Source organism: Pseudoalteromonas sp. SG44-5 (assembly GCF_014164175.1).
GTDB classification, from domain to species: Bacteria; Pseudomonadota; Gammaproteobacteria; order Enterobacterales; family Alteromonadaceae; genus Pseudoalteromonas; species Pseudoalteromonas nigrifaciens.
Genome location: NZ_JACJES010000007.1, coordinates 120,583 through 146,652 on the forward strand (window position 1 = coordinate 120,583; position 26,070 = coordinate 146,652).

General features: G+C 39.7%; 30 protein-coding genes. 6 read left to right on the top strand and 24 right to left on the bottom strand.

The window, feature by feature from the left end:
- Positions 1-9: 9 nt before the first annotated feature.
- A complete protein-coding gene (locus H5079_RS10040; RefSeq protein WP_011327532.1) occupies positions 10-615 on the bottom strand; it encodes a peroxiredoxin in 606 nt (201 codons plus the stop codon).
- A 278-nt stretch (positions 616-893) separates the two neighbouring features.
- Entirely contained in the window at positions 894-1,607 is a 714-nt protein-coding gene (fadR, locus tag H5079_RS10045) for a fatty acid metabolism transcriptional regulator FadR (RefSeq protein ID WP_011327531.1), read from the bottom strand.
- Between the two features lie 443 nt (positions 1,608-2,050).
- Here fadR and dsbB point away from each other — a divergent pair, with 443 nt between their 5' ends.
- Both dsbB and H5079_RS10055 read left to right on the top strand, forming a co-directional pair.
- A complete protein-coding gene (gene dsbB, locus H5079_RS10050) occupies positions 2,051-2,569 on the top strand; it encodes a disulfide bond formation protein DsbB (RefSeq protein ID WP_011327530.1) in 519 nt (172 codons plus the stop codon).
- A complete protein-coding gene (locus H5079_RS10055) occupies positions 2,569-2,871 on the top strand; it encodes a DUF6170 family protein (protein WP_011327529.1) in 303 nt (100 codons plus the stop codon). Before dsbB ends, H5079_RS10055 begins: the two co-directional genes overlap by 1 nt.
- A gap of 15 nt (positions 2,872-2,886) precedes the next feature.
- Here the strand turns inward: H5079_RS10055 and H5079_RS10060 are convergent, their stop codons facing one another.
- Positions 2,887-3,186 (bottom strand): helix-hairpin-helix domain-containing protein, encoded by a 300-nt coding sequence (locus H5079_RS10060; RefSeq protein WP_011327528.1) that lies wholly within the window; start codon positions 3,184-3,186, stop codon positions 2,887-2,889.
- A 314-nt stretch (positions 3,187-3,500) separates the two neighbouring features.
- Here H5079_RS10060 and H5079_RS10065 point away from each other — a divergent pair, with 314 nt between their 5' ends.
- Positions 3,501-3,818 (top strand): YebG family protein, encoded by a 318-nt coding sequence (locus H5079_RS10065; RefSeq protein WP_182683988.1) that lies wholly within the window; start codon positions 3,501-3,503, stop codon positions 3,816-3,818.
- 60 nt (positions 3,819-3,878) lie between these two features.
- On the opposite strand, the gene putP is transcribed toward H5079_RS10065, so the two are convergent.
- Positions 3,879-5,390: a sodium/proline symporter PutP gene (gene putP, locus H5079_RS10070; protein ID WP_269435033.1), complete on the bottom strand. Its 1,512-nt coding sequence runs from the start codon at positions 5,388-5,390 to the stop codon at positions 3,879-3,881.
- Between the two features lie 320 nt (positions 5,391-5,710).
- On the opposite strand from putP, the gene H5079_RS10075 reads away from it, so the two are divergent.
- Positions 5,711-6,934: an EAL and HDOD domain-containing protein gene (locus H5079_RS10075; protein ID WP_011327525.1), complete on the top strand. Its 1,224-nt coding sequence runs from the start codon at positions 5,711-5,713 to the stop codon at positions 6,932-6,934.
- A 63-nt stretch (positions 6,935-6,997) separates the two neighbouring features.
- Here H5079_RS10075 and H5079_RS10080 read toward each other — a convergent pair whose 3' ends face one another.
- Genes H5079_RS10080 through ccmA form a run of 10 tightly spaced genes read right to left on the bottom strand, consistent with a single transcriptional unit; the run spans position 6,998 to position 14,708 of the window.
- Complete coding sequence (locus H5079_RS10080) at positions 6,998-7,729, bottom strand: VacJ family lipoprotein (RefSeq protein ID WP_182683990.1); 732 nt, start codon at positions 7,727-7,729, stop codon at positions 6,998-7,000.
- Between the two features lie 9 nt (positions 7,730-7,738).
- A complete protein-coding gene (ccmI, locus tag H5079_RS10085; RefSeq protein ID WP_182683991.1) occupies positions 7,739-8,980 on the bottom strand; it encodes a c-type cytochrome biogenesis protein CcmI in 1,242 nt (413 codons plus the stop codon).
- On the bottom strand, positions 8,981-9,442 hold the full coding sequence (locus H5079_RS10090) for a cytochrome c-type biogenesis protein (RefSeq protein WP_011327522.1): 462 nt from the start codon (positions 9,440-9,442) through the stop codon (positions 8,981-8,983). It abuts the gene before it with no gap.
- Entirely contained in the window at positions 9,442-10,011 is a 570-nt protein-coding gene (locus H5079_RS10095) for a redoxin family protein (RefSeq protein ID WP_011327521.1), read from the bottom strand. The genes H5079_RS10090 and H5079_RS10095 overlap by 1 nt, the downstream gene beginning before the upstream one ends.
- Positions 10,008-11,978, bottom strand: coding sequence for a heme lyase CcmF/NrfE family subunit (locus tag H5079_RS10100; protein ID WP_011327520.1), 1,971 nt, complete (start codon positions 11,976-11,978; stop codon positions 10,008-10,010). Before H5079_RS10100 ends, H5079_RS10095 begins: the two co-directional genes overlap by 4 nt.
- Before the next feature lie 2 nt (positions 11,979-11,980).
- A complete protein-coding gene (ccmE, locus tag H5079_RS10105; protein ID WP_182683992.1) occupies positions 11,981-12,460 on the bottom strand; it encodes a cytochrome c maturation protein CcmE in 480 nt (159 codons plus the stop codon).
- Positions 12,460-12,660, bottom strand: coding sequence for a heme exporter protein CcmD (gene ccmD, locus H5079_RS10110; protein ID WP_011327518.1), 201 nt, complete (start codon positions 12,658-12,660; stop codon positions 12,460-12,462). The genes ccmE and ccmD overlap by 1 nt, the downstream gene beginning before the upstream one ends.
- 2 nt (positions 12,661-12,662) lie before the next feature.
- The gene (locus H5079_RS10115; protein WP_182683993.1) at positions 12,663-13,400 is read right to left on the bottom strand and encodes a heme ABC transporter permease; all 738 of its coding nucleotides are present in this window, start codon (positions 13,398-13,400) and stop codon (positions 12,663-12,665) included.
- A 1-nt stretch (position 13,401) separates the two neighbouring features.
- Entirely contained in the window at positions 13,402-14,088 is a 687-nt protein-coding gene (gene ccmB, locus H5079_RS10120) for a heme exporter protein CcmB (protein ID WP_182683994.1), read from the bottom strand.
- Positions 14,088-14,708: a cytochrome c biogenesis heme-transporting ATPase CcmA gene (ccmA, locus tag H5079_RS10125; protein ID WP_157863170.1), complete on the bottom strand. Its 621-nt coding sequence runs from the start codon at positions 14,706-14,708 to the stop codon at positions 14,088-14,090. Before ccmA ends, ccmB begins: the two co-directional genes overlap by 1 nt.
- 113 nt (positions 14,709-14,821) lie before the next feature.
- Here ccmA and H5079_RS10130 point away from each other — a divergent pair, with 113 nt between their 5' ends.
- Together H5079_RS10130 and H5079_RS10135 are read left to right on the top strand one after the other, a co-directional pair.
- Positions 14,822-16,924 (top strand): flagellar hook-length control protein FliK, encoded by a 2,103-nt coding sequence (locus tag H5079_RS10130; protein WP_182683995.1) that lies wholly within the window; start codon positions 14,822-14,824, stop codon positions 16,922-16,924.
- A gap of 2 nt (positions 16,925-16,926) precedes the next feature.
- Positions 16,927-17,235 (top strand): EscU/YscU/HrcU family type III secretion system export apparatus switch protein, encoded by a 309-nt coding sequence (locus H5079_RS10135; protein ID WP_011327513.1) that lies wholly within the window; start codon positions 16,927-16,929, stop codon positions 17,233-17,235.
- Between the two features lie 30 nt (positions 17,236-17,265).
- On the opposite strand, the gene H5079_RS10140 is transcribed toward H5079_RS10135, so the two are convergent.
- The 10 genes from H5079_RS10140 to cheY are packed head-to-tail and all read right to left on the bottom strand — an operon-like array spanning position 17,266 to position 26,049.
- Positions 17,266-17,667, bottom strand: coding sequence for a DUF2802 domain-containing protein (locus H5079_RS10140; protein ID WP_011327512.1), 402 nt, complete (start codon positions 17,665-17,667; stop codon positions 17,266-17,268).
- An 18-nt stretch (positions 17,668-17,685) separates the two neighbouring features.
- On the bottom strand, positions 17,686-18,183 hold the full coding sequence (locus H5079_RS10145) for a chemotaxis protein CheW (protein ID WP_011327511.1): 498 nt from the start codon (positions 18,181-18,183) through the stop codon (positions 17,686-17,688).
- Positions 18,184-18,207: 24 nt separating this feature from the next.
- Entirely contained in the window at positions 18,208-18,957 is a 750-nt protein-coding gene (locus H5079_RS10150; RefSeq protein WP_182683996.1) for a chemotaxis protein CheW, read from the bottom strand.
- 3 nt (positions 18,958-18,960) lie between these two features.
- Positions 18,961-19,731 carry a ParA family protein gene (locus tag H5079_RS10155; protein ID WP_011327509.1) on the bottom strand — a complete coding sequence of 257 codons (771 nt, stop codon included), beginning with the start codon at positions 19,729-19,731 and terminating at the stop codon, positions 18,961-18,963.
- Between the two features lie 12 nt (positions 19,732-19,743).
- Positions 19,744-20,703 carry a flagellar motor protein MotB gene (locus tag H5079_RS10160; protein WP_182683997.1) on the bottom strand — a complete coding sequence of 320 codons (960 nt, stop codon included), beginning with the start codon at positions 20,701-20,703 and terminating at the stop codon, positions 19,744-19,746.
- 8 nt (positions 20,704-20,711) lie between these two features.
- Positions 20,712-21,476: a flagellar motor protein gene (locus tag H5079_RS10165; RefSeq protein ID WP_058372798.1), complete on the bottom strand. Its 765-nt coding sequence runs from the start codon at positions 21,474-21,476 to the stop codon at positions 20,712-20,714.
- Positions 21,469-22,644, bottom strand: a complete 1,176-nt coding sequence (locus H5079_RS10170) for a chemotaxis response regulator protein-glutamate methylesterase (protein ID WP_182683998.1) — start codon at positions 22,642-22,644, stop codon at positions 21,469-21,471. The genes H5079_RS10165 and H5079_RS10170 overlap by 8 nt, the downstream gene beginning before the upstream one ends.
- A 51-nt stretch (positions 22,645-22,695) precedes the next feature.
- Complete coding sequence (locus H5079_RS10175) at positions 22,696-24,873, bottom strand: chemotaxis protein CheA (protein WP_182683999.1); 2,178 nt, start codon at positions 24,871-24,873, stop codon at positions 22,696-22,698.
- Positions 24,874-24,888: 15 nt separating this feature from the next.
- Positions 24,889-25,650 carry a protein phosphatase CheZ gene (locus H5079_RS10180; protein WP_011327504.1) on the bottom strand — a complete coding sequence of 254 codons (762 nt, stop codon included), beginning with the start codon at positions 25,648-25,650 and terminating at the stop codon, positions 24,889-24,891.
- Positions 25,651-25,665: 15 nt separating this feature from the next.
- Entirely contained in the window at positions 25,666-26,049 is a 384-nt protein-coding gene (gene cheY / locus H5079_RS10185; RefSeq protein ID WP_011327503.1) for a chemotaxis response regulator CheY, read from the bottom strand.
- Positions 26,050-26,070 lie beyond the last annotated feature (21 nt).

A 26,070-nucleotide genomic window follows, 5' to 3' on the forward strand; every position in this document is an offset into this window, starting at 1 on the left:
AGAGCTAAATTATAGATCGCCTTCGTTTTCAGATAGGAACTTAGCAACGCCTTCAGGGCTTGCATCCATACCTTTTTTACCTTCAGTCCAACCAGCAGGACATACTTCACCGTGCTCAGTGTGGAACGCTAGCGCGTCAACCATACGTAGCATTTCATCAATGTTACGACCTAGTGGTAAGTCGTTCACTACTTGGTGGCGTACATTGCCTTCTTCATCAATTAGGAAAGAACCACGAAACGCAACACCCGCTTCAGGATGCTCAACGTCGTATGCTTTACAAATTTCATGTTTAATATCTGCAACTAGTGCATATTTAACTTTACCGATACCGCCATCTGCAACAGCAGTGTTACGCCATGCGTTGTGTGAGAATTGTGAATCGATAGAAACACCAATTACTTCAACGCCACGTTTTTGGAATTCTTCATAACGCTTATCAAATGCAATAAGTTCAGAAGGACATACAAACGTGAAATCTAGTGGGTAAAAGAAAATAACTGCTTTTTTACCTTTAATTTTTTCATGAAGGTTATAGCTATCTACAATTTCACCGTTACCAAGAACTGCTGCAGCGGTAAAGTCTGGTGCCTGGCGGCCTACTAATACACCCATTTTATTCTCCAAATATTTTGAGTTTGTTGTCAATTGCTTATGCAATGCTGATAGTTATATGGGCTCTAAAACTTAAAAACCAATAGCGCACATATAATTATTATTATTCTAGAGAGAACTGGTGCGAAATGACAATCGTATTTAACGATTCCTCCCATCGATAATACTGAACGCTAAAAAGTGATGGGGTTTATTTTATTAGCTCAGTTTCTTGGTTATAAAGTATTAATAAAATGAAGACACAAAAAAACCTGCAAATGCAGGCTTTTAAAATAGGTTTAATCCATTATGTCGCTGGGCATATCGCCACGAATTTGTTGCCAAATTTCACCGGTTTGATGACCATATTTACGCATCATCATGATCGCACCGTCGTGTTCTCTGTTTTCAGCCAATTTAGTTAAGTCTTTATAAAACTGGCGAGCCAACTCACGCGTCCCCGGATCTGAAAAATAATGACAACCTATTTTTGAATAAAATCCTTTAAAGCCATTGAGTATAAGCACGTAAATACGATTATTACCTGCAACAGCTAACTCGTGATGCACTTTATAATCGTAATCAGCAAATGCTTGCGCACTGTCTTCTAACTCATCGCTTTGTGAGAGAATTTCAATCACACGTTCTGGATTTAACTTTATAGCTGCACGCGTATAAATTGCGCTTATATTAGTGCGTGCAGAGAGTAACTGGTCGGTTAACTCTGGCATTTTATCTTCATCAAGACGTGCTAACGTTTCAAGAATATTTAGTCCTGACGTTTCCCAAAAGTTATTCACTTTTGTTGGCTTACCATGTTTAATAGTTAACCAGCCATCTCGAGCCAATCGCTGTAATACTTCACGTAACGTCGTTCGGGTAACACCTATTAACTCTGAGAGTTCACGCTCAGCAGGTAGAATAGATCCAGGAGGGAAATCGCCATTCCAGATAGACTCTACTATGTATTCTTCAGCAAATCCTGCTGGGCTTTTCGCTTTAAAAATTCTCATCCAATTCCCACTCGAATTAATTCACACTACTACATACGATTAACCGACTGATTGTACCAGACGACGCTCAAGTAACAAGTAAAGTACGCCATATTACTGCCAGTATGCGATTAAAATATTTGTGTCTATAAAATGTTTTATATTTTTTACTAACACTTGTCGCAAGCACTTATATATTCACCCTAGATACATTTTAAGTAGTTATTTACTTTAAGTTCGCGCCTTGCCTTATTAACTTATTACGTAAAGTCACCTCACACACATACTTTACTCGTTTAAAGGGCTACCTCTTTATTCACATTATTGGATTTTTATTGGCTTTTAGAATTATAACCTTAACTTTAATCATCATAAATGCATATGGGTAGGCTTTAAGTCGTTTTGCTTGCCCCTAACTTTATCCTACGTCATAATCTAACGTCTTATTTAAATACGGATTTATTATGAACTGGCTTGCACAATTACCCACCCAACGTACTCCTTGGCTTTTGTTTAGTGGTATTGTTTTTCTGCTTGAAATAACGGCACTGTTTTTTCAATATAAAATGGGATTGGCGCCATGTATCATGTGCATATATCAGCGTACTGCGGTATTAGGTTTACTTATTGCAGGTATTATTGGTACAAGTAATCCAGAGCATAGAGGGGTTCGCTTGCTCGCCTATAGTGTATGGGCTGTTTCTAGTGTTTGGGGATTTATAATTGCCCGCGAGCATATCGAAATGCAAACAACCACTGATCCTTTTGCATTTAGCTGTGAGTTTGAACCTAACTTTCCTGCCTTTATGCCATTACATGAGTGGATCCCAAGCTTTTTTGCAGCCACTGGTGATTGCGGAAACATTGACTGGCAATTTGCGGGGCTAAGTATGCCGGCATGGATGGAAGTAATATTTGCGCTGTTTGCAGCCACTTTATTTTTACTGGTAACGAGTCGCTTAATGACTAAAAGGTCGCTGTAATGCTTGTGTTTTTTTCAAGCCAAATTAATGCTCTAAAACATTTAAAAATACGTGACAGACAAGCTGTTATAGCGATTTCTTTAAGTATGCTTTCACCTGTTAATAAAGTACTACTTCGTATTATAAAATTATTATTACTCAGTCCGCTGTTTTTAATATTTGCCGTATTTGAAGGCTGGTTACTCATCCCTTTTTTACTACTCGGTGGGTTGTGTTACCCACTACTAACGACTCCAATTGAGATTAACTTTGCTAAAAAGCATTTATGTGAAGCATTAACCCAATATACTAAGGGCGCTTAACGCGCCCTTTTTAACTTAAAACGAAACCTTACCTTCAAGCTTTGCAGCTAATTTTTTACCTATACCTTTTACCATTTTCAAATCCTCTAACGATGTAAAGTTACCCTTTGCTTCGCGATAATCTATAATAGCTTGTGCTTTTTTCTTACCAATACCAGGGAGCTTAGATAGCTGGCTAACATCAGCAGTATTAATATTTAAAGCCGCCTGTTTTACTTGCTGAGTTATTGCTGAGGTATCAACATTTGCGTAGGTAAGAGTTACTGGCAACATACAAAAAGCTGCAGCTAAAATACTATATTTTAGTTTTTTCATCTTTCTTCCTTTTTTGTTCATACATGAACATTTACTTTGTTGTTTATATGTTTAAGTCATAACGCAAAAGGCTTTTACACCTGCACTTTATTAAATACTTAAACCTAACATTCACTCCCTGTGAGATCCTTAACTGCAACGGTACACAAAAGTGATTAAGTTAAATAAAGTAAAGTTAATCTTTGTTGTCAACTATTATCACTTAATATTAATTAGGGGACTTGCAAATTTAGGCACAAACTTGTACTGTACATAAAAACAGTAATCTAATGGTTTATATATACTATATGCCACGCAAGTAAGCAGGAGAAATCATGGCTGTTGTTGTTAAATATGTTGTAGAACGAAACGGAGTCGAGCGCATGACGTTTACTACCAAAAAAGAAGCTGATGCCTATGATAAAATGCTCGATATTGCAGAGTCGCTTGAAATTTTGCTAGAAAAAGTTGATGTACCATTAAGTGAGCAACAAGTAGAGTCACTCGCTTTAGAAATGGCAAAAAGTAAAGATGACTTCATGACAATATTAAAAGGTGGTAAAGAGCCTATAGCCCCTAAAGCTGCTGTAAAAGGCAAAAAAGCAGATAATGTTGCACCCATAGAAGAAAATAGCGACAAAAAAGCGAGTTAATAAATTTTGCATAAAAAAAGGGAGTAACCTAAGTTACTCCCTTTTTTTGTTTATAACTTTTTATAGTTCTTGTTCTACTTCATCAAATAAGGTTGTAATTTCTTTAGCTGGCTCATTGGTCATTAAGCTAACTAATACAATCGCAATACTTGATAAAATAAAGCCTGGGACTATTTCATAAATAACGCTACTTAAACTCGCACCATTAATGGTAATTGGTGCGTATATCCATATAAGTACTGTTGAAGCCCCCACTAACATGCCTGCTAAGGCGCCAGCAAAGTTCATTCTTCTCCAGTAAAGGCTAAACAATACGAGTGGTCCAAATGCAGCGCCAAAGCCTGCCCACGCATTACTCACTAAGTCTAAAATAGAACTATCTCTATCGTAAGCTAAGTAAATAGCAAACATAGCAACTAATGCCACACTAATACGCCCAACAAAAACCAGCTCTTTTTGAGAGGCTTCGCGATGCAGGTATATTTTATAAAAGTCTTCAGTTAACGAGCTTGAACACACTAGCAATTGTGAAGAGATAGTACTCATTACAGCCGCTAAAATAGCTGCTAATAAAAAGCCAGCAATCAATGGATGAAAAACCAATTCAGATAGCACTAAAAATATTGTTTCTTTATCATTTATCGGCATTTCATTTTCTAGTATGAAGGCTGCCCCAAATAAACCAGTTAGTACTGCGCCTATTGCAGATAATGTCATCCAAGACATACCAATGCGTCGCATTGCTGGAATATCTTTAACTGAACGTACCGACATAAAGCGTACTATAATATGAGGCTGACCAAAGTAACCAAAGCCCCAAGCTAACGCAGAAATAATTGCGATGGTAGAGCCACCAGCAAACCAATCTAGCATATTTAGAGAATGAACTTCACTGGCCTTTGGCGAGATAAGTAACAGGTCATATCTTGCATTAGCGAGCGTTTCCATTACTGGGTGATCAAGCATAGTAAACGTTACTATTGGTACTACTAATAGCGCAATAAGCATAATGCAACCTTGTACAAAGTCGGTCAAACTTACCGCTAAAAAACCACCAAAAAGCGTATAAAGTACTACAACGCCAGTAGTAACATAAAGGCCAACTTCATAGCTCATTCCAAATGAATTTTCAAATAACTTACCACCAGCGACCACGCCAGATGAGGTATAAAGTGTGAAGAAAACAATAATAACAATAGCTGAAATAACACGTAATATATTCTTATTGTCCGCAAAGCGATTTGCAAAATAATCCGGGATCGTAATTGAATCATTCGCTTTTTCAGTGTAAACACGAAGCCTAGGTGCAACTAAGAAGTAATTTGCCCAAGCACCAAGTACTAAACCAATCGCAATCCAAACCTTACTCAAACCAAAAAGATACATAGCGCCGGGAAGGCCCATAAGTAACCAACCGCTCATATCAGATGCACCTGCAGATAGCGCAGCAACACTTGGTGATAAATTACGGCCCCCTAACATGTAACCTGAAACATCGCTGGTTGATTGCTTAAATGCATACAATCCTATACCTAGCATTACAACAAAGTATAATGCTAGTGAAATAATCATTCCTGTTTCCAAACTCGCCTCCACTAATAAATTGCAACAGGCTTTTGATCCAAATAATGACTCTTAAAATATTATAGTTAAGACAGTATTGGGATAAAAACCATTCTCTGTCACTATAGCATGGGTAATAGTTAAAATTCCAACATGTCAACTTTAGTGAATTAAAAACAAACAAAGCGTATATATTTAAATCAAAACCTCTGTAACTTATTAAAAATATGTTATTAATCTAAGATAAGCTTATTTACATCATGCTATTTTTAATGTTTTGCCATATATTGTTACAATGAATAGTTATTTTTATCTATACGGAATTTTTTATGTATTTTTATGCTGCACGCCAACCTATCTTAGATCGCGATAAAAAGCTTATTGGCTATGAATTACTATTTCGTGATGGTGTAAATAATGTGTTCCCCGATATAGATGGAGATGAGGCAACAACACGCCTAATAGAAGGCAGCCAGTTTAATTTTGGCCTTGAGGATTTAACCGACAATAAACCAGCATATATCAACTTTACCCTAGAAACTTTACTAAAAGGCTACCCTACTTTACTGAGTAAAGACGCTGTGGTGGTAGAAATTCTCGAAACGGTGCAACCTGGTAAGCGTTTACTTGCTATTGTTAAAGACTTAAAAGAAAAAGGTTATACATTAGCCTTAGACGACTACATTCATCAACCTGTGTGGCGTCACTTTTATCCATTTATTGATATTATAAAAATTGACTTTTTAACCTGTAATATAGAAACAATTAAAACAATTATTGATGATTTAAAACCTTATCCACATCTAAAATTACTTGCTGAAAAAGTTGAAACCCATGAGGTGTATAACCAAGCATTGGAACTTGGCTTTGATTATTTTCAAGGGTTTTTCTTTTCAAAACCAGAGATGATCCAAAGTAAAGCGCTTCCCCCCTCTGGTATGACATTAGCCGAACTACTTTATGAGACCTCAACGCTTGATATGGATCTAAAAAAGATCACCGATATATTTGAGCGAGATGTAAATCTATCTTATAAGTTACTGCGTTATTCAAACTCTGCAGCATTTGCTAGACGTGCAAAAATAAGCACAATAAAACAAGCGCTTATCACCCTTGGAGCCAATGAAATTAAAAAGCTTTTATCTTTATTATTTGCAGCGCAAGTTTCAACAGATAAGCCTATGGAGCTAATTAGGTTATCGCTCACTCGGGCGCGTTTTAGTGAGTTACTGGCTATTTCGCATGGTAAGTTTAAAGACACAGGAATGGTTTTTTTAACCGGCATGATGTCGCTTATGGATGCTATATTAGATGAGAGTATGCAAAGTGTGATGCAAAAGCTGCCATTATCTAATGAGATTAAAGCCGCTTTACTTAATGACGAGGGCTTGCTTGCAAGCTACTTAAACTTGGTTAAGTTTTATGAGCAAGGCAACTGGCAGGCAGCTAATCAGATCAGCCAACAACTTGGTTTAGATGATAAAGTACCCGATGCTTACCACGAAGCAATTAGCTGGGTGAACGAGCAAATGCAGTTAATGAGTAATGTTTAATAACAACTTTCTAATCACTAATAAGAAAATAAAACGCCAGCATTGCTGGCGTTTTTAATAGGTTTACAAACTTTCTAAAAAATCTTCATCAAAGTCATCAGGCTCTTCTTTGATTGGCGGGTTACCGTCGTAAAGTTCGTATAATTGGCGTTGAAAATAAATATCTTTAATAAATAAGTAAGGGTCTAGTGAATCGTTCAATAAACCTTCTTGCGCAATTAGTGATGCACGGGCCTCAACAGCTTTTAACGCAAACACTAAAATTGTTTGTGGTGTAGTTAACGCTATTTCAGGTAAAACAAAGTTATCAACTACATCGCCGGTTAAGTTACGCGCTGTAGAAGGCCCCATAGCAGGTAGCATCAAGTAAGCACCATCACCTGCACCCCATACACCTAATGTTTGCCCAAAATCCTCATCTACATGTTCTAGCCCTAATGAGCTGGCCACATCAAATATACCAAAAACACCTACGGTCGAGTTAACTAAAAAACGTGCTAAGCTAACACTGGCATTACCTGGTTTACCCTGTAAGCCTGCGTTGATCATATCTACCGGTGCACTAATATTATTAGTAAAATGCACTAAGCTTTGACGCACTGGTACAGGGGTCACCGTGATATACCCTACGGCGGCCGGTCTTAGTATGTATGTGTCTAAAACATCCATATTAAAGTCGTATATTGGGCGGTTAATATTTTGTAGTGGATCGCGTTCGTCCTTTTGGCTATCAGGTACTTGTGCACACCCGGCCAGCACTAACAAAAATATATAAATTAAACCATGTTTTAACATCGCGTATCCTTAAGGTATTAATGTGTCTATTTGCAGTTGCAACTGACGGGTACTTTCACGTTTTAATGCTGCTGAATGCCCTTCTAACTCACCGCTACTTGGCATTACTGAATCATCATTAGAGATACGTGCAGTAATAACTATATCTTCTGCGCTTGACAAGTTTAATCCTGCAACCATAGAGTTTGCATCACTTAGTTCAACTGTAATAGGAAATTGATACTCGTTAAGCTTAACAACCGCTATTGGCATTGGAGAGCCATTTAACGCTTTTGCAAAAACAAATAAAATTCCGTTTTCAGGTTGTTTATTTTTAAGCTCTGTACTTATATTTACTGTCACTTTAATTGCTGCACTCTTTGTAACGTCAACATTTTGTGCTTGCTGTTGTTCTATCTCACTAATACGCTGCGCAATCATATTATAGCGGGTATCTGCTTTATCCATACTGGCAAGTAATACTTCAAACGCCGCTTTTGCTTGTACCCAATCTTTACGTTCGTAAGCAATGAGTGCCAATAAAGAAATAGCATCTAAATTTTGCGGCTCTTCTTGCAGTACTTTTGAAAGCATACCTGCAGCACGTGTCATGCTTGCTTCACTGCCCTCAAGTAACAGCACTTGGCTGTAACTAATAAGCACCTGCATATTGGCAGGATTCATTTGCAACGCTTTATCAAACGACTGCTGCGCCATATCAAATTCGTTCAATGACATAGCCACACGGCCCAGTAACATCCAAGCAATTTCGTCATCCCCCGTTTGGCTAAGCTTAGTTCGCAGTGCCAATGCAAATGCTTGCAGCTCGTTTTCACTCAGCGGCTCGCCTTTTTGCATAACAGCTCGCTCACCGTACTCTGCCAAGTTATCCATAGCATCGTGCCAAGCCGATATTTGCTGCTGATTACCGGTCATAGAGTAAAAAACACCGGTTAGGGCAATCACAAACGCACCGCCTGTTAAGGCAAAAATACGATTATTACCACGGCTATTAAGTGACTTTTCTGGAGAGAGCTCATTGAGTAAGCGACGTTTGAGCTCGATCACTGACTCACTGTGATTTTGTGCATCAATTCGCTGGTTTTCTAAGTCGTTTTGTAGCTCAACTAAACGCTGTTCATAAATACTAATAAGTTCTGCGTTCGCATTGTGCGTAATGGTTTTAACACGCTCTTTTTTTAAAAAAGGCAACATCACAAACAACAGTGCAATAAGTGTGAGTAAAGCAAAAGACGCCCACATTAAAATCATTTAACTTTGCTCCTGACGTTTATTTTTAGCAATTAATTTAACTAACATTGCTTCGTCGTTGTTGCTCCAGCTTTGTTTTACCGATGCTTTGCGTTGGCGAATAACAATAAAACCAAAACCAAAAATTACAATCAATACCGGTAAAACCCACAGCACTAAAGTTGCAGGGGTTACTGGTGGATCGTAATGTACAAAGTAGCCATAACGATCGATCATATAATCTATTACTTCGTCTTTCGTTTTACCATCTTTTACTAAAGCTAATACTCGCTCGCGTAAATCTTTTGCTACTACCGCATCAGAGTCGGCAATATTTTGATTTTGACACTTAGGGCAACGTAACTCTTTGGTTAGCTCTTCAAAGCGAACCGCTTGCTCGTTACTGTCAAATTGGTAACGGTCTTGCTGAGCAAGCGCCCCCATACTGACAAAAAGGCTAAGGGTTAATAACAACCACTTCATTATTTGAGCTCCTGCATAATTGGTGCAAACTTAGCACGCCACACTCGCGGATTTATATCACCGGTATGGTGCAACAAAATGGTGCCGCTTTTATCAACTAAAAAAGTCTCTGGCGCACCCGACACACCTAAATCTAACGACAGTGTGCGATGTAAATCTAAAATATTAAACTGATATGGGTCGCCAGCACGCGTTAGCATATTGGTTACGTCACTACGCAGTGCTTGCATATCAAATGGCCCGTCAAAATCGGCATCGTAACCTTGCACATAGTACAAGCCTATAATTTTAACGCCTTGCTCGCGCAATTTAGTTAAGTAGCCTAGCTCTGCTAAACATGTAGGGCACCAGGTACCCCATACATTTAATAAATAAACCTCACCTTTTAACTGCTCATTGCTCCACTGCTTATTATCTTGCATTAGATCTGGCAGGCTAAATTCTGGCATAGATTGCCCTAATCGCCCTGTTTGTATTTCCCTTGGGTTAGCAAATAACCCTTGGAATAAAAACACACAAATAAAAGCAAAAACCAGTAACGGTGCTATAGCTAAAAGCTTACGATTCATGCTTCGCTCTCCGCTGTTTCTTTTGTTGATTGAGGCGATGAGGTGCGATAGCGTTTATCAAATAAAATTACAAACCCTGCTAACGAAATTAATATACCGCCAATCCACATCCAACGCACAAATGGCTTATGATAAATTCGTAATGACCACGCGCCTTCGCTTAATTGCTCACCTAACGCTAGGTATAAATCGCGTGTGAAGCCTGCATCAATTGCTGCTTCTGTCATAAACTGCATGCCAATATCGTAACGGCGTTTTTCGGCATGTAACTGAGTGACTAGCTTGTCATTTTTTAATACCGATACAACACCCGCATGGCCACTGTAATTAGCTCCGCGAACATTTTTCACTCCTTCAAAGCGGTATTGATACTGATTAAGCTGCACCGTATCACCTGGTTTCATTGATACGTCGCGCTCAACCGAGTATGCCGAAGTAAGAGTTACGCCAGCAATTACAAAGGCAATACCTATATGGCCAAGTACCATAGCCCAATAACCTAAACCTAAGCGCTTAAAGCCTTCTTTAAAGGTGCTATGTACGGTAACTTTACTATACAAATCAATACCTGTTGTAATTACAATCCATACAGCTAACGTGGTTGCTAATAAGGTAAGCGGTGCAATCACATCATAGCTAGAAAATAACCAAGCAAAGGTAATAATAATACTGACTAATACACCCATTAGTATTTTGTTTTGTAAAAACGCCCATTTATTTTGCTTCCAGCGTAAAAACGGCCCAATACCCATTAAAATAGCAAATGGCACTAACAGTATTGCAAACATCTTATTAAAAAATGGTTCGCCAATTGAAATACTGCCTAAGCCCATTTCTTTGTGTACCATAGGCAATAAAGTACCTAGTAATACAATTAAAGTAGCAACCACTAAGAATATATTATTTAGCCACAGTGCTACTTCGCGCGATACTAACTTGTAACGCCCTTCGCTTCGCACTTGCGATACGCGCATGCCATAAAGTGCTAATGCACCGCCAACAACAATAGCTAAAAAGGCCAGTATAAATAAGCCTCTATCAGGGTCTGTTGCAAAAGCATGCACAGATACAATAATACCTGAGCGCACAATAAAGGTGCCCAGTAAGCTAAGTGAAAATGCTGCAATTGCTAACAGTACTGTCCATGATTTAAATACACCACGTTTTTCTGTCACACTCAATGAATGTAAAAGTGCTGTTGCTACTAACCAAGGCATTAAAGATGCATTTTCTACTGGATCCCAAAACCACCAGCCGCCCCAGCCAAGTTCTGAATACGCCCACCAACTTCCTATGGTAATACCTAAAGTTAAAAAGCCCCACGCGGTCATAGTCCAAGGACGAGACCATTTGGCCCAAGTATTATCTAGCTTGCCAGTTAAAAGTGCCGCAATTGCAAAAGCAAACGCTACAGATAGTCCTACATAACCCATATAAAGTAACGGCGGGTGTATGATCATACCCGGATCTTGTAGCAGCGGATTTAAGTCGCGCCCCTCTACCGGAAAATAAGGTAATAAACGCTCAAATGGGCTTGAAAGCAATAAGGTGTACATCATAAAGCCAACACCTAAAAAGCCAAGCACACCAAGTACACGAGCACGCAATACCCAAGGTAGTGCTTTAGAGCGCAGTGCAACAACAGCTGTCCAACCAGCTTGCATCAATAACCACAATAAAATAGCGCCTTCATGCCCACCCCAGGTCGAGGTTATTTGATAATACCAAGGCAAAGAGCTACTTGAGTGATACGCCACATACGCAACTGTAAAGTCATTTGTAAGGCTGGCATAAATAAGGGCGGCAAACGAAATAAATACAAATACAAATTGCCCTACCGCTAACGAAGGAGCAGCACGCATTAAGCGTAAATTACCGGTATGTGCCCCCCACAGCGGAAAAACACATAATAAAACGCTTAGCACCATGGCAAGCGTTAAAGAAAAATAACCAAGTTCTGGGATCATTATTAATTACCACTATCTAGGTTGTATTTAGGTTTCTCGTGTTTAATTCCTTTTAACGCTTCTGCCACTTCAGCAGGCATGTATTCTTCATCATGCTTAGCAAGTACTTCAAATGCTTCTATTACATTGGGCTCCACAAGTACACCTTGTGCAACTATGCCTTGGCCTTCGCGAAATAGGTCAGGCAAAATCCCCTGATAACGCACTACCACGGTTGGGCCTGTATCAACTAAAGTAAAGCTTACTTTTAAACTTTGCTCATTGCGCTCTACCGAACCTGGTACAACCATGCCACCAATGCGTAGCTTTTGGCCTATTTGTGGTTTTTCTTTATTGGGGCCTTTACCGTCAATAAGCTCACTTGGGGTATAAAATAAATTAATGTTTTCTTGTAATGCATACAGTACCAAGCCTATTGAGGCACCAATGCCAAACAGCACTGCAACAATAACTAAAAGGCGTTTTTTACGTCTTGGGTTCATTATATTTGCTCCTGCTTAGCATTTTTAATACGAACTTCTCGCGCTATTTGTTGCTCTACCGATGCCATAATATGTTTAGTCTCTCTGAGTGAACTAAATAAAATACCTAATAAAATAAGTGCGCATGTACCAAAAGAAAGCCACACATAAAATCCATAGCCTCCCATTGCAATAAAATCAGAAAATGAGTCAAACTGCATAACTACCTCTTAGTTAACAACTGGCGCACCCATGGGCGATGCTTTTCACGTTGTAATATTTCATTTTTAAGACGAATTAAAGTAACAGTGCCAACAAAAGCCGCAAACGCCAAAATGTTTACCATTAATGGCCAAAACATACTGGGATCAATTGCTTTGGTATCTAGCTTAGTTATTGAGGCTCCTTGGTGTAGGGTATTCCACCACTCAACAGAGTAATGAATAATAGGTAAATTAATAACCCCTACAATAGCCAATATAGAAGCGGCACGACCCGCTGCCTTTTTATCTTCAAAGGCATGGTACAAAGACAACACACCCAAATATAAAAATAATAAAATTAGCTCTGAGGTTAAGCGCGCATCCCACACCCACCAAGCGCCCCACATAGGTTTACCCCATGCAGCACCGGTTATAAGTGCAACCGCAGTAATGCACGCCCCTACAGGCGCAATTGCAATAACTGCAAGTTCAGCGTTTCGTAACTGCCAAACCAGTGCAATAATGGCCGCAATTGCCATTGATGAATAAGCACCCATAGATAGAATAGCCGAAGGCACATGAATAAAAATGATACGGTAGCTGTCTTTTTGTTGGTAATCGGCAGGCGCAAAACCAAGCCCCCATACCCAACCAACTAACATACTAATAACCGTAACTACGGTAAAATAAGGCAATAACGTATTGCATAATTTATATGCACGCTCTGCTTTAGCATAGGGATGTAACCACTTCCACATATTAACTTACACTCACTTTTAATGCTGACGATATGGCGATTGGCGCACTAATAATAACAATAACTAACATAGCGCCAAGAATGGCAAGCTGCCCACTATAATCCAGCGACATAGTACTGGTATCGATAGCTGACGTTGCAAAAATTAAAACCGGAATATACAAAGGCAACACCAATAAACTCATTAAAATACCGCCTTTTTGTAATCCTACAGTAAGCCCAGCCCCAATTGCGCCAATAAAGCTCAACAAAGGCGTACCTAATAATAGCGTTAGTAACGTAGCCATTAATGCTGTGTTATCTAAATTCAATAGTAGTGCAAACAGTGGGGTCATTAATACTAAAGGAAGCCCAGTGATCACCCAATGCGCGGCTACTTTAGCCAACACAGTTAACGATAACGGATACGACGATGCAATAAGTTGTTCAAGTGAGCCATCGTTATAATCATCTCTAAACAGCTTATCTAAGCCCAACATAGTTGAGAGTAAAGCAGCCACCCAAATTATACCCGGCGCCATTCTTGCCAGTAGACCGGGCTCTGGCCCAATAGCTAACGGAAATAATGAAATAACAATTAAAAAGAACAAAATAGGATTGATAATTTCAGCGCGCTGACGAAAAGCAAGTTTAACATCTTTACTAAACACGGCTTTAAAAAGTAACCAATAGGAGTGTTGTCGGGTCATTAGTGACGATACTCCAAAGTGAGTGTTTGTAAGTTGCTAAAATGAGCCGTTAAATCTTGATGCGTGGTTAGCAATATAGCTCCGCCAATTTTTAAATGCTCAACAAAACGTTGCTGTAAAAAGGCAACACCACTTTTATCAAGTGCTGTAAATGGCTCATCTAAAATCCATAACTTAGCTTCACTTAACCATAATCGAGCTAACGCGACACGGCGTTGCTGCCCAGCAGAGAGCGTTCTAACCGGTACATCTTCAAGGCCTACTAAGCCAAGCTTACTTAATAAAGGGTATAAATCACCTTCATTAGTGTAGCCATTAATTGCCAGCCAATGCTTAACGTTTTCAAGCGCACTGAGCTGCACATTAACCCCGGTTTTATGGCCTATAAATAATAGATCTCTGGCGTACTCTTCATAGTACTTTTTAATCGACTGATTAAGGTACAAAATATCGCCTTCATCAGGCATAGAAAAGCCCGCTATAATACGTAATAAAGACGTTTTACCAGCACCATTAGCACCTGCTAATTGCATGATTTGGCCGCTATTAAGGCTAAAATTAAGATCCGCAAACAAACAACGTTCTTGCTTGATGCAGGTGACGGACTTAATGTGTAACAAGATGACGATTCTCTCTGCCAAAAATTAGGCGTTAGTCTATCATAATGATAGGGTAATACGAATATTGCTTTAAAATCGATTCACTAAAAATAAAGAAAACTTGATTTAAAATAATGAATACACCTACGCAAATTACATTATCTAATTCATTGGTTAATAACCTAACCTCTAATGCGCCTAAGCATAACTTAACCTCGCTTCCTGGCGAGATGCTTGCGGCAAAAAACATTCAGTTTTCTAAAGAATCGATTACCCTAGATGTATTAATAAATAAGCACTGGCAAACTCTCAGGCTTGGTATTACAACTGCGCCAAAAAACTTAGACAAAATAGCCAGTGCGAGCATACAGCTCAGTAACGAGGGCAAGTCACTTGCAATTACCCCCAACAATACAAGGCTTACACTTAATCAACCGGTGCAATTACAGCAATTTTTAAATTATATAAATACCGGAAGCGAGTTACAAAATAATCCTATGCCGGCGCAGGTCGTATTAACGCCTACACCCAAGCTGGTAATTGAAAAGCTTAATGCCAGCATTGCAATTAATAAAGAGGTAGCGCAACTACTGGCCGCCGAGCAACCATTAAAAATAATAATTAGCACTAATAATAAAGGCGCGCAGCTAGACGTTATCAATCGCTTTGCTGAATCCGTGCATACACAACCCATAACTCAAGCAAAACTAGCAAGTTTACTTGCGCAAAATTTGCCAAATGCACAGCTACAAGCAACCCCTAAATTTGCAATTTTAACGCATGCACAACAAGCAGGTTCATTTAAGCTTAATATAAACAATAATCAACTTAACCAACTTTCGCATACCGTAACAAACGTAAACTTGAGCAGCCAAGCCAACAAACTGTTAATTCAAACTAATATAAACAGTACCACTGTCATACTTAAAAACTCGTTCACAAAACCGTTTAATCAACTAATTTCGGCGCAGCAAAGCAGCGTATCAACAAGCAATTTAAATAACCCTACTAGTCCATTAATAGCGGCTAATAACAGCCCTATTGATTCTTGGTTAAAAAGTAGTTTTGGTGAACTAAAAACGCGTATAAGTGATGCAGTAAAATACTTCGAAAACAAACCTTTTGCCGCTATAAATCAAACGCCAACAGGTATTAATAAACTAAATGTCGCCGAGCAGTTAAACCAGCAACCTAACCAGTTGCCACCTTTAGTGCAGTTAACCCAATTAATTAAATCAAGTGTTAGCCTATGGCAGTTGCCAACAAGCATGCTCTTTGCAACAACGAGCAATGGCAAACTAAGTTCGCAAAATCAATTACACCCTTTAGAAGCTAAATTACTCGCTCCACTGCTAAACCAACTCAGTGCAGCTAGCGCAATAAACACACCCAATAACACGCCGCTTTTAAGCAGCAAAATAGCAGATATTGCACAGCAGTTATCGCAGCAACCAGCCGACTTAACGCGCCTCGTAAATCAGGCATTTAATCGGATGGTTTCTAGTAACAATTTGCACCCAACAGCTATACAGCGCGAAATTCTTGCCACATTACAACCAACGCAACTGACAAACGACATGCTGCAAAGCAGTTTTAGTAAGGGATTAGAGCAACTTGCAGTAAGCATTTTAGCCGCGCCTATTATTAGCCAAACAACTACACCTATTAGCATTAATAATCAAACCGGCTTAGATGCACTACTGCAGGTGTTATTACCCACATTTAAAACCGGCAACTCTGGTGCTAAATTACTTGAGCAACTGCAACAAAGCCAAGTGCAAGCACTTGCGGGGGAGTTAACACAAGTTAAAAATACCCTTGGCCAAGTAAATGTTACCCCTGCTAATCAGCTAGCCGACTCAAACCCCTTGGTAAACTTTTTATTACCAATGAAATTACCGCCAGAAGCGGCGCAAACAGAAATAACATTAGGCCAATATAAAAAGCCCAGTGGCGATAAGCTAGCAGAAAAAAATGTCTGGTTTGTTAGGTTAAACTTTGATTATGCACAGCTTGGTCAGTTACAAATTACTGCCGAATTAATGGATAAAGCACTTGATTGCCAGTTATTTGCATCAAGCCAAGAAGTGACCGCTATGGCTCATCCGCATCTTGATAATTTAAGATCAAAATTAGCCAAGCATGGTTTGCAAGTAGGTGATCTTACTTTAAAGCAAGGCGATGCAAGCCATCAAGCTTTTTATAAATCGCATGCCATTATTAATATTAAGGTATAAAAATGAGTGACTCAGCCAACAACAAATCTGCGATTGGGCTTTTATATGCAGCCGGAAACTCGCCTATGGTAAGTACCAAGGGCTTTGGCAAATTAGCTGATGAAATAATAGCAGCGGCTGAAAAAAAAGGCATTATGATCCATCAAGATGAAGCATTAGCCAAAACGTTATCACACTTAGAGCTTGGGGAAGAAATACCTAAAGAGTTGTATTATGTAATTGCTGAGCTAATTGCATTTTCGTATGTATTAAGAGGGCAATTTCCGCCAGGCTGGCAAGACTTTCAAGGTAAGTTAAATATTAAGGCGTAGCTTTAACAGCATTAAAAAGCAAAAAAGACGCTAAGCGCCTTTTTGTTTATGCAATGAAAACAGCAGTTCTGCTTCTGCTCTAGGTAATTCGCATTCACGAATTACTTCTTCTAAATCAGCTCCAAGTTCAACCATTTTTACAGCACGAGAATAAATTTTTGCATCTGGATCGTCATACTTTTGCGCTGCTTGTTGTTGAGTTAGCTCTTCATTTTGCTGCTCAACTTCAAGTACTCGCTTACCAATACTTAATAACCCAGTGCGCAACTCTTGTACCTCACTGCGTAAAATATTAATTTGCTCAGCCGAGTCTTTAAATTGCTGCAGCTGAGAGGTAAGCTCACTTGCATAGCTGCTTTTAAATAGAATGATCATCGCCAATGCTATAAGGGCAACAGCTAACGCTATAATTGCTAAACTGAGTAATAACATAATTTTTATTGGTAAAGCTTATAAATCGCTCAACTCATCCCATTCGTCGTCACTAAGTAGCTTATTTAAATCAACTAAAATAAGTAACTCGTTTTCGCGATTACACACACCCTGAATAAACTTAGCGCTTTCTTCTGTGCCTACATTCGGCGCACTGTCTATTTCTGAGCTGCGCAAATAAACCACTTCAGATACGCTGTCGGCTAAAATACCAATAACTTGCTCTTCAGCTTCAATAATTAAAATTCGCGAATTATCTGTTGCATCCGTACCGGCTAAACCAAAACGGGCACGAGTATCAATAACCGTAACCACATTGCCACGTAAGTTAATAATACCAATCACGTACGAAGGTGCACCAGGTACAGGGGCTATTTCAGTGTAGCGTAATATTTCTTGCACTTGCATTACGTTAACACCGTAAGTTTCGTCTTCTAACTTAAACGTTACCCACTGTAGTATTTCATCATTATTATCTGCATTTTTATTTGCTGACAGTAACTTATCTTGGTTCATGCTGTTTCCCCGTAATGGTCATTACTACTGACGGCTGTCTAGGCCTTTCTCTAATAATGCATTTAAATTATTTACATCTATTAAAGCGCACATTTTTTCTTTAATAACACCGGCAAGCCATGGGCGCTTACTTTGGTTTGTACGCCATTTTACATCTTCTTTACTCAATGTAATGTTATTTATTAGCTTTTCTGCCAATAATCCCCACTGACTGTCGCCTAGTGTAATTAAATACTTGTAGTTAAGTGACGCCTCTAACTTTTCGTCATACTTTTCTGGCATAACCCAACGTGCGGTATCAACCACATTAAGTTTTTCATCTCTATTGAGCATAACGCCTTTAAACCACTTTGGTTTACCAAATAAATGATTTACTTCACTTAATTCATGTATACCGCCTAACGCTTTAAGCGGCACAGCTAGCGTTAATCCTGCCACTTCAAAAAATAAGGCTTGAAACTGCCCGTCAAAATAATCAGCTTGGCTTTGTGCGGCTAATATTTGCTCGGCCGACAGTGTTTGCTCAGCAGAGGTGACTAGGGCTTTGATTTCTTGCGCTATCGGCTTTTTAATAACTTCTGGCACAGCTTGCTCAAATACTGGCGTACTTTGTGTGCTCTGCGCTTCTAAATCTGGGTGTTCAGTTTTTTTATCCGTTACTTGCTCAAGTAATTTTGCAACGGGTTCAAGATTATCTACAGGCTCGTCTTCGCACAATAACGCGCCTAGATATTGAGTCATTACTTTTTCATTAGCAAATAATTGCTTACTCATTGATTAACCTTGTTCTATTAAATAATCGAGCAATGCCTTGTAGGCATATACCCCGCGAGACCGTGGACAAAATTCACTTGGAACTTGTTGCGCTAAACTGGCGTCTCTAAATTTGGTATCTACCGGAACAACGCCCGGCCACACTTTATCAGTATAAGTATTTTGCAGTGTTTTATATGCCTCTAACGAGGCTTTCGTGCGCTTATCGTACATGGTGGCAATTATAGTATATTCATAGCTTTTAGCTTGAGATGTTTGCATTAACTGCATAGTACGCATCATTCTGTCGAGCCCCTTTAGCGCTAAAAACTCTGTTTGTACCGGCACTAAAATGCGTTCACTCGCAGCTAGCGCATTAACCATTAATACGCCAAGTACTGGGGGGCAATCGAGGATTGCATAGTCGTAATATTCGCTTATTTTTGCAAGCGCTTTTTTTAATATTAATCCCATGCCGGTTTTATTGCCCATACTTCTATCTAGAGTAGCAATAGCCATAGTGGCGGGTAATATATCTAAGTTTTCAATACTAGATGGACATAATGCTTGGAGTATTTCTTCGCTTTGCATGCTAGTTCCGCGTACAAAAATATCGTATACGCTAACCTCTAAATCCTCGGAATCAATGCCAAAGTAATAGGTTAATGAGGCATGAGGATCGGTATCAATCAATAATACGCGCTTACCTTGAGATGCTAAAATACCTGCAAGGCTAACCGCGGTTGTGGTTTTCCCTACTCCACCTTTTTGATTTGCTACAGTCCAAATCTTCACATTGCATCCTAATTACAGTTCATTTCGAGTCGATATACGAATACCGCCATGGGGTAAACGAATTATTTTTATTGTATTATCGTCAGAGGGTAATTCTGCTTCAGGCTCAGGTTTAACGACTACTTGTTGCGGCTCAACGCTTACTACTTCTGCTGTTGGTGGCAACCCATATTTAGATAGGGCAATAACTACTTTGCGATTTTCAGCACGCCCTTGCTTAGTATCGTTAGTGGCAAAAGGAGAATATTGACCATATCCCTCAATCGCCATTCGCGCTGAATTTATACCTAGGCTTTCAAGCTCAACTAAAACGGCTGTTGCACGCGCCACCGACAACTCCCAATTCGAGCGGTACATTTCATTACCTATGCTTTGGTTGTCAGTATAGCCGCGTACTCTAATATAGTTATCTACCGGAGCAATAATATCTTTAATTATTTTAACAACTTGCTTAGCTCGAACTTGCGCTACACTACTACCACTTGAAAATAGCATGCCAGAACTAAGCTCAATGATCAGCCAATCTTGGCTGAGTTCTAAACTTGCTTCACCATCGCGTATTTCATCTATTAATGACGATTGCAGCTTAGCCAACAAACTATCGAGTGGTTTGCCAAGGTGTTTTTGCTCAATATTACTGGTATCGCTTTGTCCGTCCAGCAGCTTTGGCCCGTGTTCTTCTTTTAAAATACTTTCGCCGTAGAGCACCTCTTGCTCTGGGGTTACTCTGTCTGTCAATATTGCGTCGCCATTTACCCCAGTTCCTTGCTGCGAATGTTGACGGGCTGACTTATCAAATACATAACCAATCGAATCGGACAGCACTTGAAATTTCTCTTCTTTGTTAATTGCTATTGCGTACAAAACCACAAAAAAGGCAAACATAATCGTCATATAATCAGCATAAGACACCAGCCAACGTTCTGTGTGTTGACTTTTAGTAGTGGTGTTGCGCAAGCGACGACGTAACATAATAGCTGCTACTCAACCACGACATTTGGGCGGTCAACCCGATAGGCTTCAAGCTTTAATTCAATACTTACTGGGCTTTCGCCTTGGCTTATTGCAATTACGCCCTCGGCAAGCATTTCGTGATAAAGCATTTTTTGCTCAACCCGTTGCTTTAACTTATTAGCCATAGGTAAAAATAATAAATTAGCTAAACCCACGCCATAAATAGTTGCTATAAAGGCAGTGGCAACACCGGCTCCAAGCTTTTGCGGATCTGTAATAAACGACATTGCCTGAATAAGACCAAGCACGGCCCCTAAAATACCTATGGTCGGACTATAACCGCCCATAGCTTCATAAACACGACTTGCCTCTAGCAGACGTTCGCGCTCTAACAGTAAATCTATTTCTAACGTATCGCGCAGTTTTTGATCTGAGCAACCATCAACTAATAATCCAAGCCCTTTTGCAGCATAGGCATCTGGGTGGGTAAGCGCTTCGTTTTCAAGGGCTAAATAACCTTCTTGACGTGCTTTATGTGACCATCCTTTTACTTGCTCTATGGCATCTTCAATATTGTATTTAGGCGATACAAAAACCCAGTGCGTAATTTCTAGCATCTTTTTAAAAGTACTGGCTGATGTTTGTAACATTACAGCACCCAATGTGCCGCCCAGTACAATGATCAACGCAGGTCCGTTAAATAATGCCGATACCACACCGCCCTCTAACGAGTAACCTATTGCAATGGCGCCTAAGCCAATAAGTAAACCTAGTACGGAAAGCTTATCCACAGCCCACCTCTGTCTTTAAACGTATTGCTACTTCATCTAATGGCAAACTTTCGCTAGCTAAACCAGCATTAGCAATTGCTTGTGGCATACCATAAACAACACAACTTTTTTCATCTTGTGCCCAAATGGTTGCCCCTGATTGTTTAAGCATACGAGCGCCTTCACGCCCATCTGCGCCCATACCAGTTAACACTATAGCTAATACATTACCTTGATACGCTTTAGCGGCACTGGCGAAGGTTACATCAACGCTTGGTTTGTAACTAATGCGCTCGCTGTTATCTTCAAAAACTCGTAGTGTTCTACTTGCCCCACGACCATCAATCATCATTTGCTGGCCACCCGGTGCTAAGTAAGCCACACCTGCTTGCAGTCGATCTCCTTGCTGCGCTTCTTTTACCTGAATTTTACACAAACTATTTAAGCGTGCCGCAAAAGCCGGAGTAAACGCAGCGGGCATATGCTGAATTAACAATATAGGGTGCGGAAAGTTAGCAGGAAGCTGAGTTAATATAGTTTGCAACGCAACAGGTCCACCGGTTGATGTACCAATTGCAACTAGTTGATAGTGCTTGCCACTCGCGCGCTTTGTTACTATTGCACTGCGACTAGTTACTGGCGAATTATTAAAGCTTCGCTCTGGTTGTACTACTGTTGTTGCTGTTTTATTTGTTTGTGCAAACCTTGCTGCTAATGCGCTTGGCGCTGAAGTAGGTGTAAATAAAGGTTTGTTTATACTGGAGGGTCTAGGGCTAGCAACACGTCTAATACGTTGGCGGCCAATTTCTTTTACTTTGCTTTGCAGCAGCTTAATGGCATCTTCGTTATTGCGAGCAATGTCTTCAAATTTTTTCGGTAAAAAATCCATAGCACCAGCATCAAGTGCATCTAAAGTTGCAGTTGCACCGGAGCGAGTTAACGAAGAAAACATTAAAATTGGCGTCGGGTTACTGGCCATAATTTCTTTTACAGCACTTATACCATCCAACACCGGCATTTCTACATCCATAGTGATCATATCAGGACGTAAACTAGCTGCTTTTTCTACAGCATCTCGGCCATTTACGGCAAAGCCAATTACTTCAATCTCGCTATCTAATTCAAGAATCTCACTCACTCGACGGCGAAAAAAGCTCGAATCATCAACAACTAAAACTTTAACGGCCATTTTGCTCTCTTATTTTTATTGTGTAGACGTATAAAGTATACGTCTACTTTATTATTTACCTGCGTAGTGTTTTAACATACTCGGTACATCTAATATAAGTGCAATACCACCATCCGAAGTAATAGTGGCACCTGCCATTCCAGGCGTACCTTGTAATAAAGCGTCTAACGGCTTAATAACCACTTCTTCTTGACCAATTAACGAATCAACCACAAAGCCAACTTGTTGTGTACCTATTTGCACAATAACCACATGCCCTTGCGCTTTACGGCTTGTACGATCGGCACCTTTCACTAGCCAATGCTCTAAATAAAATAAAGGCACTGCTTTTTTACGAACAATAATAGTTAACTGACCATCAACCACATTCGTTTTAGTAAGGTCTAAGTTAAATATTTCACTTACCCCTGCTAATGGTAGTGCAAATGTTTGCTCACTCACTACCACCATTAAGGTAGGTAAAATAGCCAAAGTTAGCGGTACTTTAATTTCAAGTATAGTGCCCACACCTAGTTCTGACTCTATGCTAACCGAGCCATTCAACTGGGTGATTTTAGTTTTAACCACATCCATGCCAACACCACGACCAGAAATATCAGATATTGCTTCTTTGGTAGAAAACCCTGGCGCAAATATCAGGTTGTAAGCTTCGGTGTTAGACAAACGGCTTGCTTGCTCTTGATCAAGCACACCTTTTTTAATTGCTATTTGTTTTAGTTTTTCAGCATCCATACCTGCGCCATCATCTTTAATGGTAAGCAAAATATGATCCCCCTGCTGCGAAGCAGAAAGCGTAACGGTACCTGTTCTCGGTTTACCCGCAGCTTCACGATCATCTGGCATTTCTATACCATGATCAACCGAGTTACGTACTAAATGCACTAATGGATCGGCCAGTGCCTCAACTAGGTTTTTATCTAAATCGGTTTCTTCGCCAACCAGCAATAAATTAATATCTTTATTTAAGGTACGTGCTAAGTCGCGAACAACACGCGGAAAACGGCCAAATACTTTTTTGATTGGCTGCATTCGCGTTTTCATTACCGCGCCTTGCAAATCAGCTGTAACAACATCTAAGTTAGATATTGCTTTACTCATAGATTCACTTTCTGAACTGGTGGCTAAACTCACTAAACGATTACGTACTAATACAAGCTCGCCCACCATATTCATAATTTGATCAAGGCGTTTAGTATCAACCCTTACTGTCGTTTCAGCTTGTGCAGGCGGCGCTTTTTTAGCAACTGGCGCAGCGGTATTGGTATTAGCACTTGCTGCTACAACAGCCGCTTGTGGCTGCTTAACTTTATCAACTGCTACTGGTGAGGCTTTAACTACAGCTGCTTTAGGAGCCGTAACTTTATTTACAGGTGCAGGTGTTGCCGCGCTTTCTTTAGATTTTGGCGCCGCTCCCTTGCCATGCAGCTCATCTAGTAAAGCTTCAAACTCATCGTCACTTATTTCATCATCGTTAGTGCTAGCAGCCGGACTTTGAGCTGCTTGAGGTTTTGGGGTTTTATTTACCGCACCAAAACTTCCTACTCCATGAAGCTCATCTAATAAGCTATCAAATTCATCGTCGGTAATATCGCCACTTAAGTCGCTGCTATTACTTAATGACTCTTTTATTGCAGGGCCTTTACCTTTGCCATGAAGTTCATCAAGTAAGTTTTCGAATTCATCTTCGCTAATTTCATCAATATGCGCATCGTTTGCTGTAGCGTTTGTTGCTGCACTGGGTGCATCAAACAACTCATCAAATGCAAAAGGGTCATCATCTAAATTAGCATCTTGCGTTATTACTGGCGCAATAGTGTCACCACCAAGCTCTTCTTCTGTGGGCGGTAAACCTAATTTATGTAATATTTCGAGTAACTGAGGATCGGCAGGCTCTGGTTGCTCACGATTTTTAATCGTAGCAAACATTTCGTTAATAGTATCAAGTGCTTGAAGTATAACATCCATTAACTCAGAGTTAACTGTTCGCACTTTTTGACGCAGTAAGTCAAACACGTTTTCTGCGCCATGACAGGCATCTACCAGCTCTGACATCGCTAAAAAGCCCGCGCCACCTTTAACAGTGTGAAAGCCTCTAAAAATAGCGTTCAATAATTCAGTATCTTCTGGGTTATTTTCCAGTTCAACTAATTGTTCAGATAAAAGCTCAAGGATTTCTCCAGCTTCAACTAAAAAATCTTGTAATATATCTTCATCGACTTCAAAGCTCATGCAGTTACTCTCCTATTAGAAGCCCAAACTTGATAAAAGATCATCAACTTCGTCTTGATCAGATACAACATCATCACGCGATTCTTTATCAATAATAGGGCCTTCTGGGCCTGCTAATGCTTGTGCGGCAATCGAGTTTTCTGTTTTTTGTTGCTCTTGGTTATCGTTTTCATCTTGTGCTGCAAACGCAGTTAACAGATGAATTAAACTTTCTTCAACTTCGCGTACCAGCTCAATAACACGGCGAATTACTTGTCCGGTTAAATCCTGATAATCTTGAGCCATTAACACATTAGTCATTAATACTTGCAACTCATCGGTTTTAAGATGCGAGCTGTTCATAAATTTATCAATGCTATGACACAATGTTTTAAATTCACCAAGTTCAAGATCGCGGCTCATTAACCGATCCCAGGTTGGCTTGATATGCGAAATATCATCAGCTAATTGCTGGGCTAAAGGCAGGCTCGCTTCAACCGCATCCATGGTTTTGTTGGCGGCATTTTCTGTCATTTCTATGACATAGTTAAGTCGCTTTTTAGCATCCGGAATGGCATCAGTGGTTAAATCTGTTATGCGGGTGTCAAGCTCAAAACCCTTTAAAGACTCGTGCAACTGGCGCGTTAATTTACCTACTTCTGCAAACAAATATGATTGTTCTTGAGAAGCAGTTTCTAAAATTAACTGATCAGCTTTATGTTGCTCACCGTTTTCTAAAAAAGTGACCAGCTGACGTGCTTGCTCTAAAGTAATCTGAGGCGCAGCAGGTGCTGACATAAGCCTCTCCCCTTATTAACCTAAGCGTTCGAACACTTTTTCTAATTTAGTTTTTAATGTACCCGCAGTAAATGGCTTAACAATATAACCATTAACACCTGCTTGGGCTGCTGCAATAATTTGCTCTTTTTTAGCTTCTGCAGTAACCATTAAAACCGGAAGATGCTTTAATTTGTCATCTGCGCGTATTGCTCTTAACAAGTCAATACCTTGCATGCCCGGCATATTCCAATCTGTTACTACAAAGTCAAATGATTGATTTTGCAACATAGGTAAAGCAGTTGAGCCATCATCTGCTTCTAAAACATTGGTAAACCCTAAATCACGCAATAGGTTTTTAATAATACGTCTCATCGTTGAAAAGTCATCAACAACAAGAATTTTTATGTTTTTATCCAAAACATCCTCCAGTGAGGCCTA

What these genes read in the sequence shown, in the direction of transcription:
- H5079_RS10115 (WP_182683993.1), bottom strand. Translation starts at nt 13,400, where the DNA reads ATGTGGAAGTGGTTACATCCCTATGCTAAAGCAGAGCGTGCATATAAA.
- H5079_RS10160 (WP_182683997.1), bottom strand. Translation starts at nt 20,703, where the DNA reads ATGTTACGTCGTCGCTTGCGCAACACCACTACTAAAAGTCAACACACA.
- H5079_RS10075 (WP_011327525.1), top strand. Translation starts at nt 5,711, where the DNA reads ATGTATTTTTATGCTGCACGCCAACCTATCTTAGATCGCGATAAAAAG.
- H5079_RS10060 (WP_011327528.1), bottom strand. Translation starts at nt 3,186, where the DNA reads ATGAAAAAACTAAAATATAGTATTTTAGCTGCAGCTTTTTGTATGTTG.
- H5079_RS10135 (WP_011327513.1), top strand. Translation starts at nt 16,927, where the DNA reads ATGAGTGACTCAGCCAACAACAAATCTGCGATTGGGCTTTTATATGCA.
- ccmB (WP_182683994.1), bottom strand. Translation starts at nt 14,088, where the DNA reads ATGACCCGACAACACTCCTATTGGTTACTTTTTAAAGCCGTGTTTAGT.
- fadR (WP_011327531.1), bottom strand. Translation starts at nt 1,607, where the DNA reads ATGAGAATTTTTAAAGCGAAAAGCCCAGCAGGATTTGCTGAAGAATAC.
- dsbB (WP_011327530.1), top strand. Translation starts at nt 2,051, where the DNA reads ATGAACTGGCTTGCACAATTACCCACCCAACGTACTCCTTGGCTTTTG.
- H5079_RS10080 (WP_182683990.1), bottom strand. Translation starts at nt 7,729, where the DNA reads ATGTTAAAACATGGTTTAATTTATATATTTTTGTTAGTGCTGGCCGGG.
- H5079_RS10040 (WP_011327532.1), bottom strand. Translation starts at nt 615, where the DNA reads ATGGGTGTATTAGTAGGCCGCCAGGCACCAGACTTTACCGCTGCAGCA.
- H5079_RS10065 (WP_182683988.1), top strand. Translation starts at nt 3,501, where the DNA reads ATGGCTGTTGTTGTTAAATATGTTGTAGAACGAAACGGAGTCGAGCGC.
- H5079_RS10175 (WP_182683999.1), bottom strand. Translation starts at nt 24,873, where the DNA reads ATGAGCTTTGAAGTCGATGAAGATATATTACAAGATTTTTTAGTTGAA.
- ccmE (WP_182683992.1), bottom strand. Translation starts at nt 12,460, where the DNA reads ATGAACCCAAGACGTAAAAAACGCCTTTTAGTTATTGTTGCAGTGCTG.
- H5079_RS10130 (WP_182683995.1), top strand. Translation starts at nt 14,822, where the DNA reads ATGAATACACCTACGCAAATTACATTATCTAATTCATTGGTTAATAAC.
- ccmD (WP_011327518.1), bottom strand. Translation starts at nt 12,660, where the DNA reads ATGCAGTTTGACTCATTTTCTGATTTTATTGCAATGGGAGGCTATGGA.
- H5079_RS10170 (WP_182683998.1), bottom strand. Translation starts at nt 22,644, where the DNA reads ATGGCCGTTAAAGTTTTAGTTGTTGATGATTCGAGCTTTTTTCGCCGT.
- H5079_RS10150 (WP_182683996.1), bottom strand. Translation starts at nt 18,957, where the DNA reads ATGAGTAAGCAATTATTTGCTAATGAAAAAGTAATGACTCAATATCTA.
- H5079_RS10140 (WP_011327512.1), bottom strand. Translation starts at nt 17,667, where the DNA reads ATGTTATTACTCAGTTTAGCAATTATAGCGTTAGCTGTTGCCCTTATA.
- H5079_RS10095 (WP_011327521.1), bottom strand. Translation starts at nt 10,011, where the DNA reads ATGAATCGTAAGCTTTTAGCTATAGCACCGTTACTGGTTTTTGCTTTT.
- H5079_RS10100 (WP_011327520.1), bottom strand. Translation starts at nt 11,978, where the DNA reads ATGATCCCAGAACTTGGTTATTTTTCTTTAACGCTTGCCATGGTGCTA.
- H5079_RS10055 (WP_011327529.1), top strand. Translation starts at nt 2,569, where the DNA reads ATGCTTGTGTTTTTTTCAAGCCAAATTAATGCTCTAAAACATTTAAAA.
- H5079_RS10090 (WP_011327522.1), bottom strand. Translation starts at nt 9,442, where the DNA reads ATGAAGTGGTTGTTATTAACCCTTAGCCTTTTTGTCAGTATGGGGGCG.
- H5079_RS10180 (WP_011327504.1), bottom strand. Translation starts at nt 25,650, where the DNA reads ATGTCAGCACCTGCTGCGCCTCAGATTACTTTAGAGCAAGCACGTCAG.
- ccmI (WP_182683991.1), bottom strand. Translation starts at nt 8,980, where the DNA reads ATGATTTTAATGTGGGCGTCTTTTGCTTTACTCACACTTATTGCACTG.
- H5079_RS10145 (WP_011327511.1), bottom strand. Translation starts at nt 18,183, where the DNA reads ATGAACCAAGATAAGTTACTGTCAGCAAATAAAAATGCAGATAATAAT.
- putP (WP_269435033.1), bottom strand. Translation starts at nt 5,390, where the DNA reads ATGATTATTTCACTAGCATTATACTTTGTTGTAATGCTAGGTATAGGA.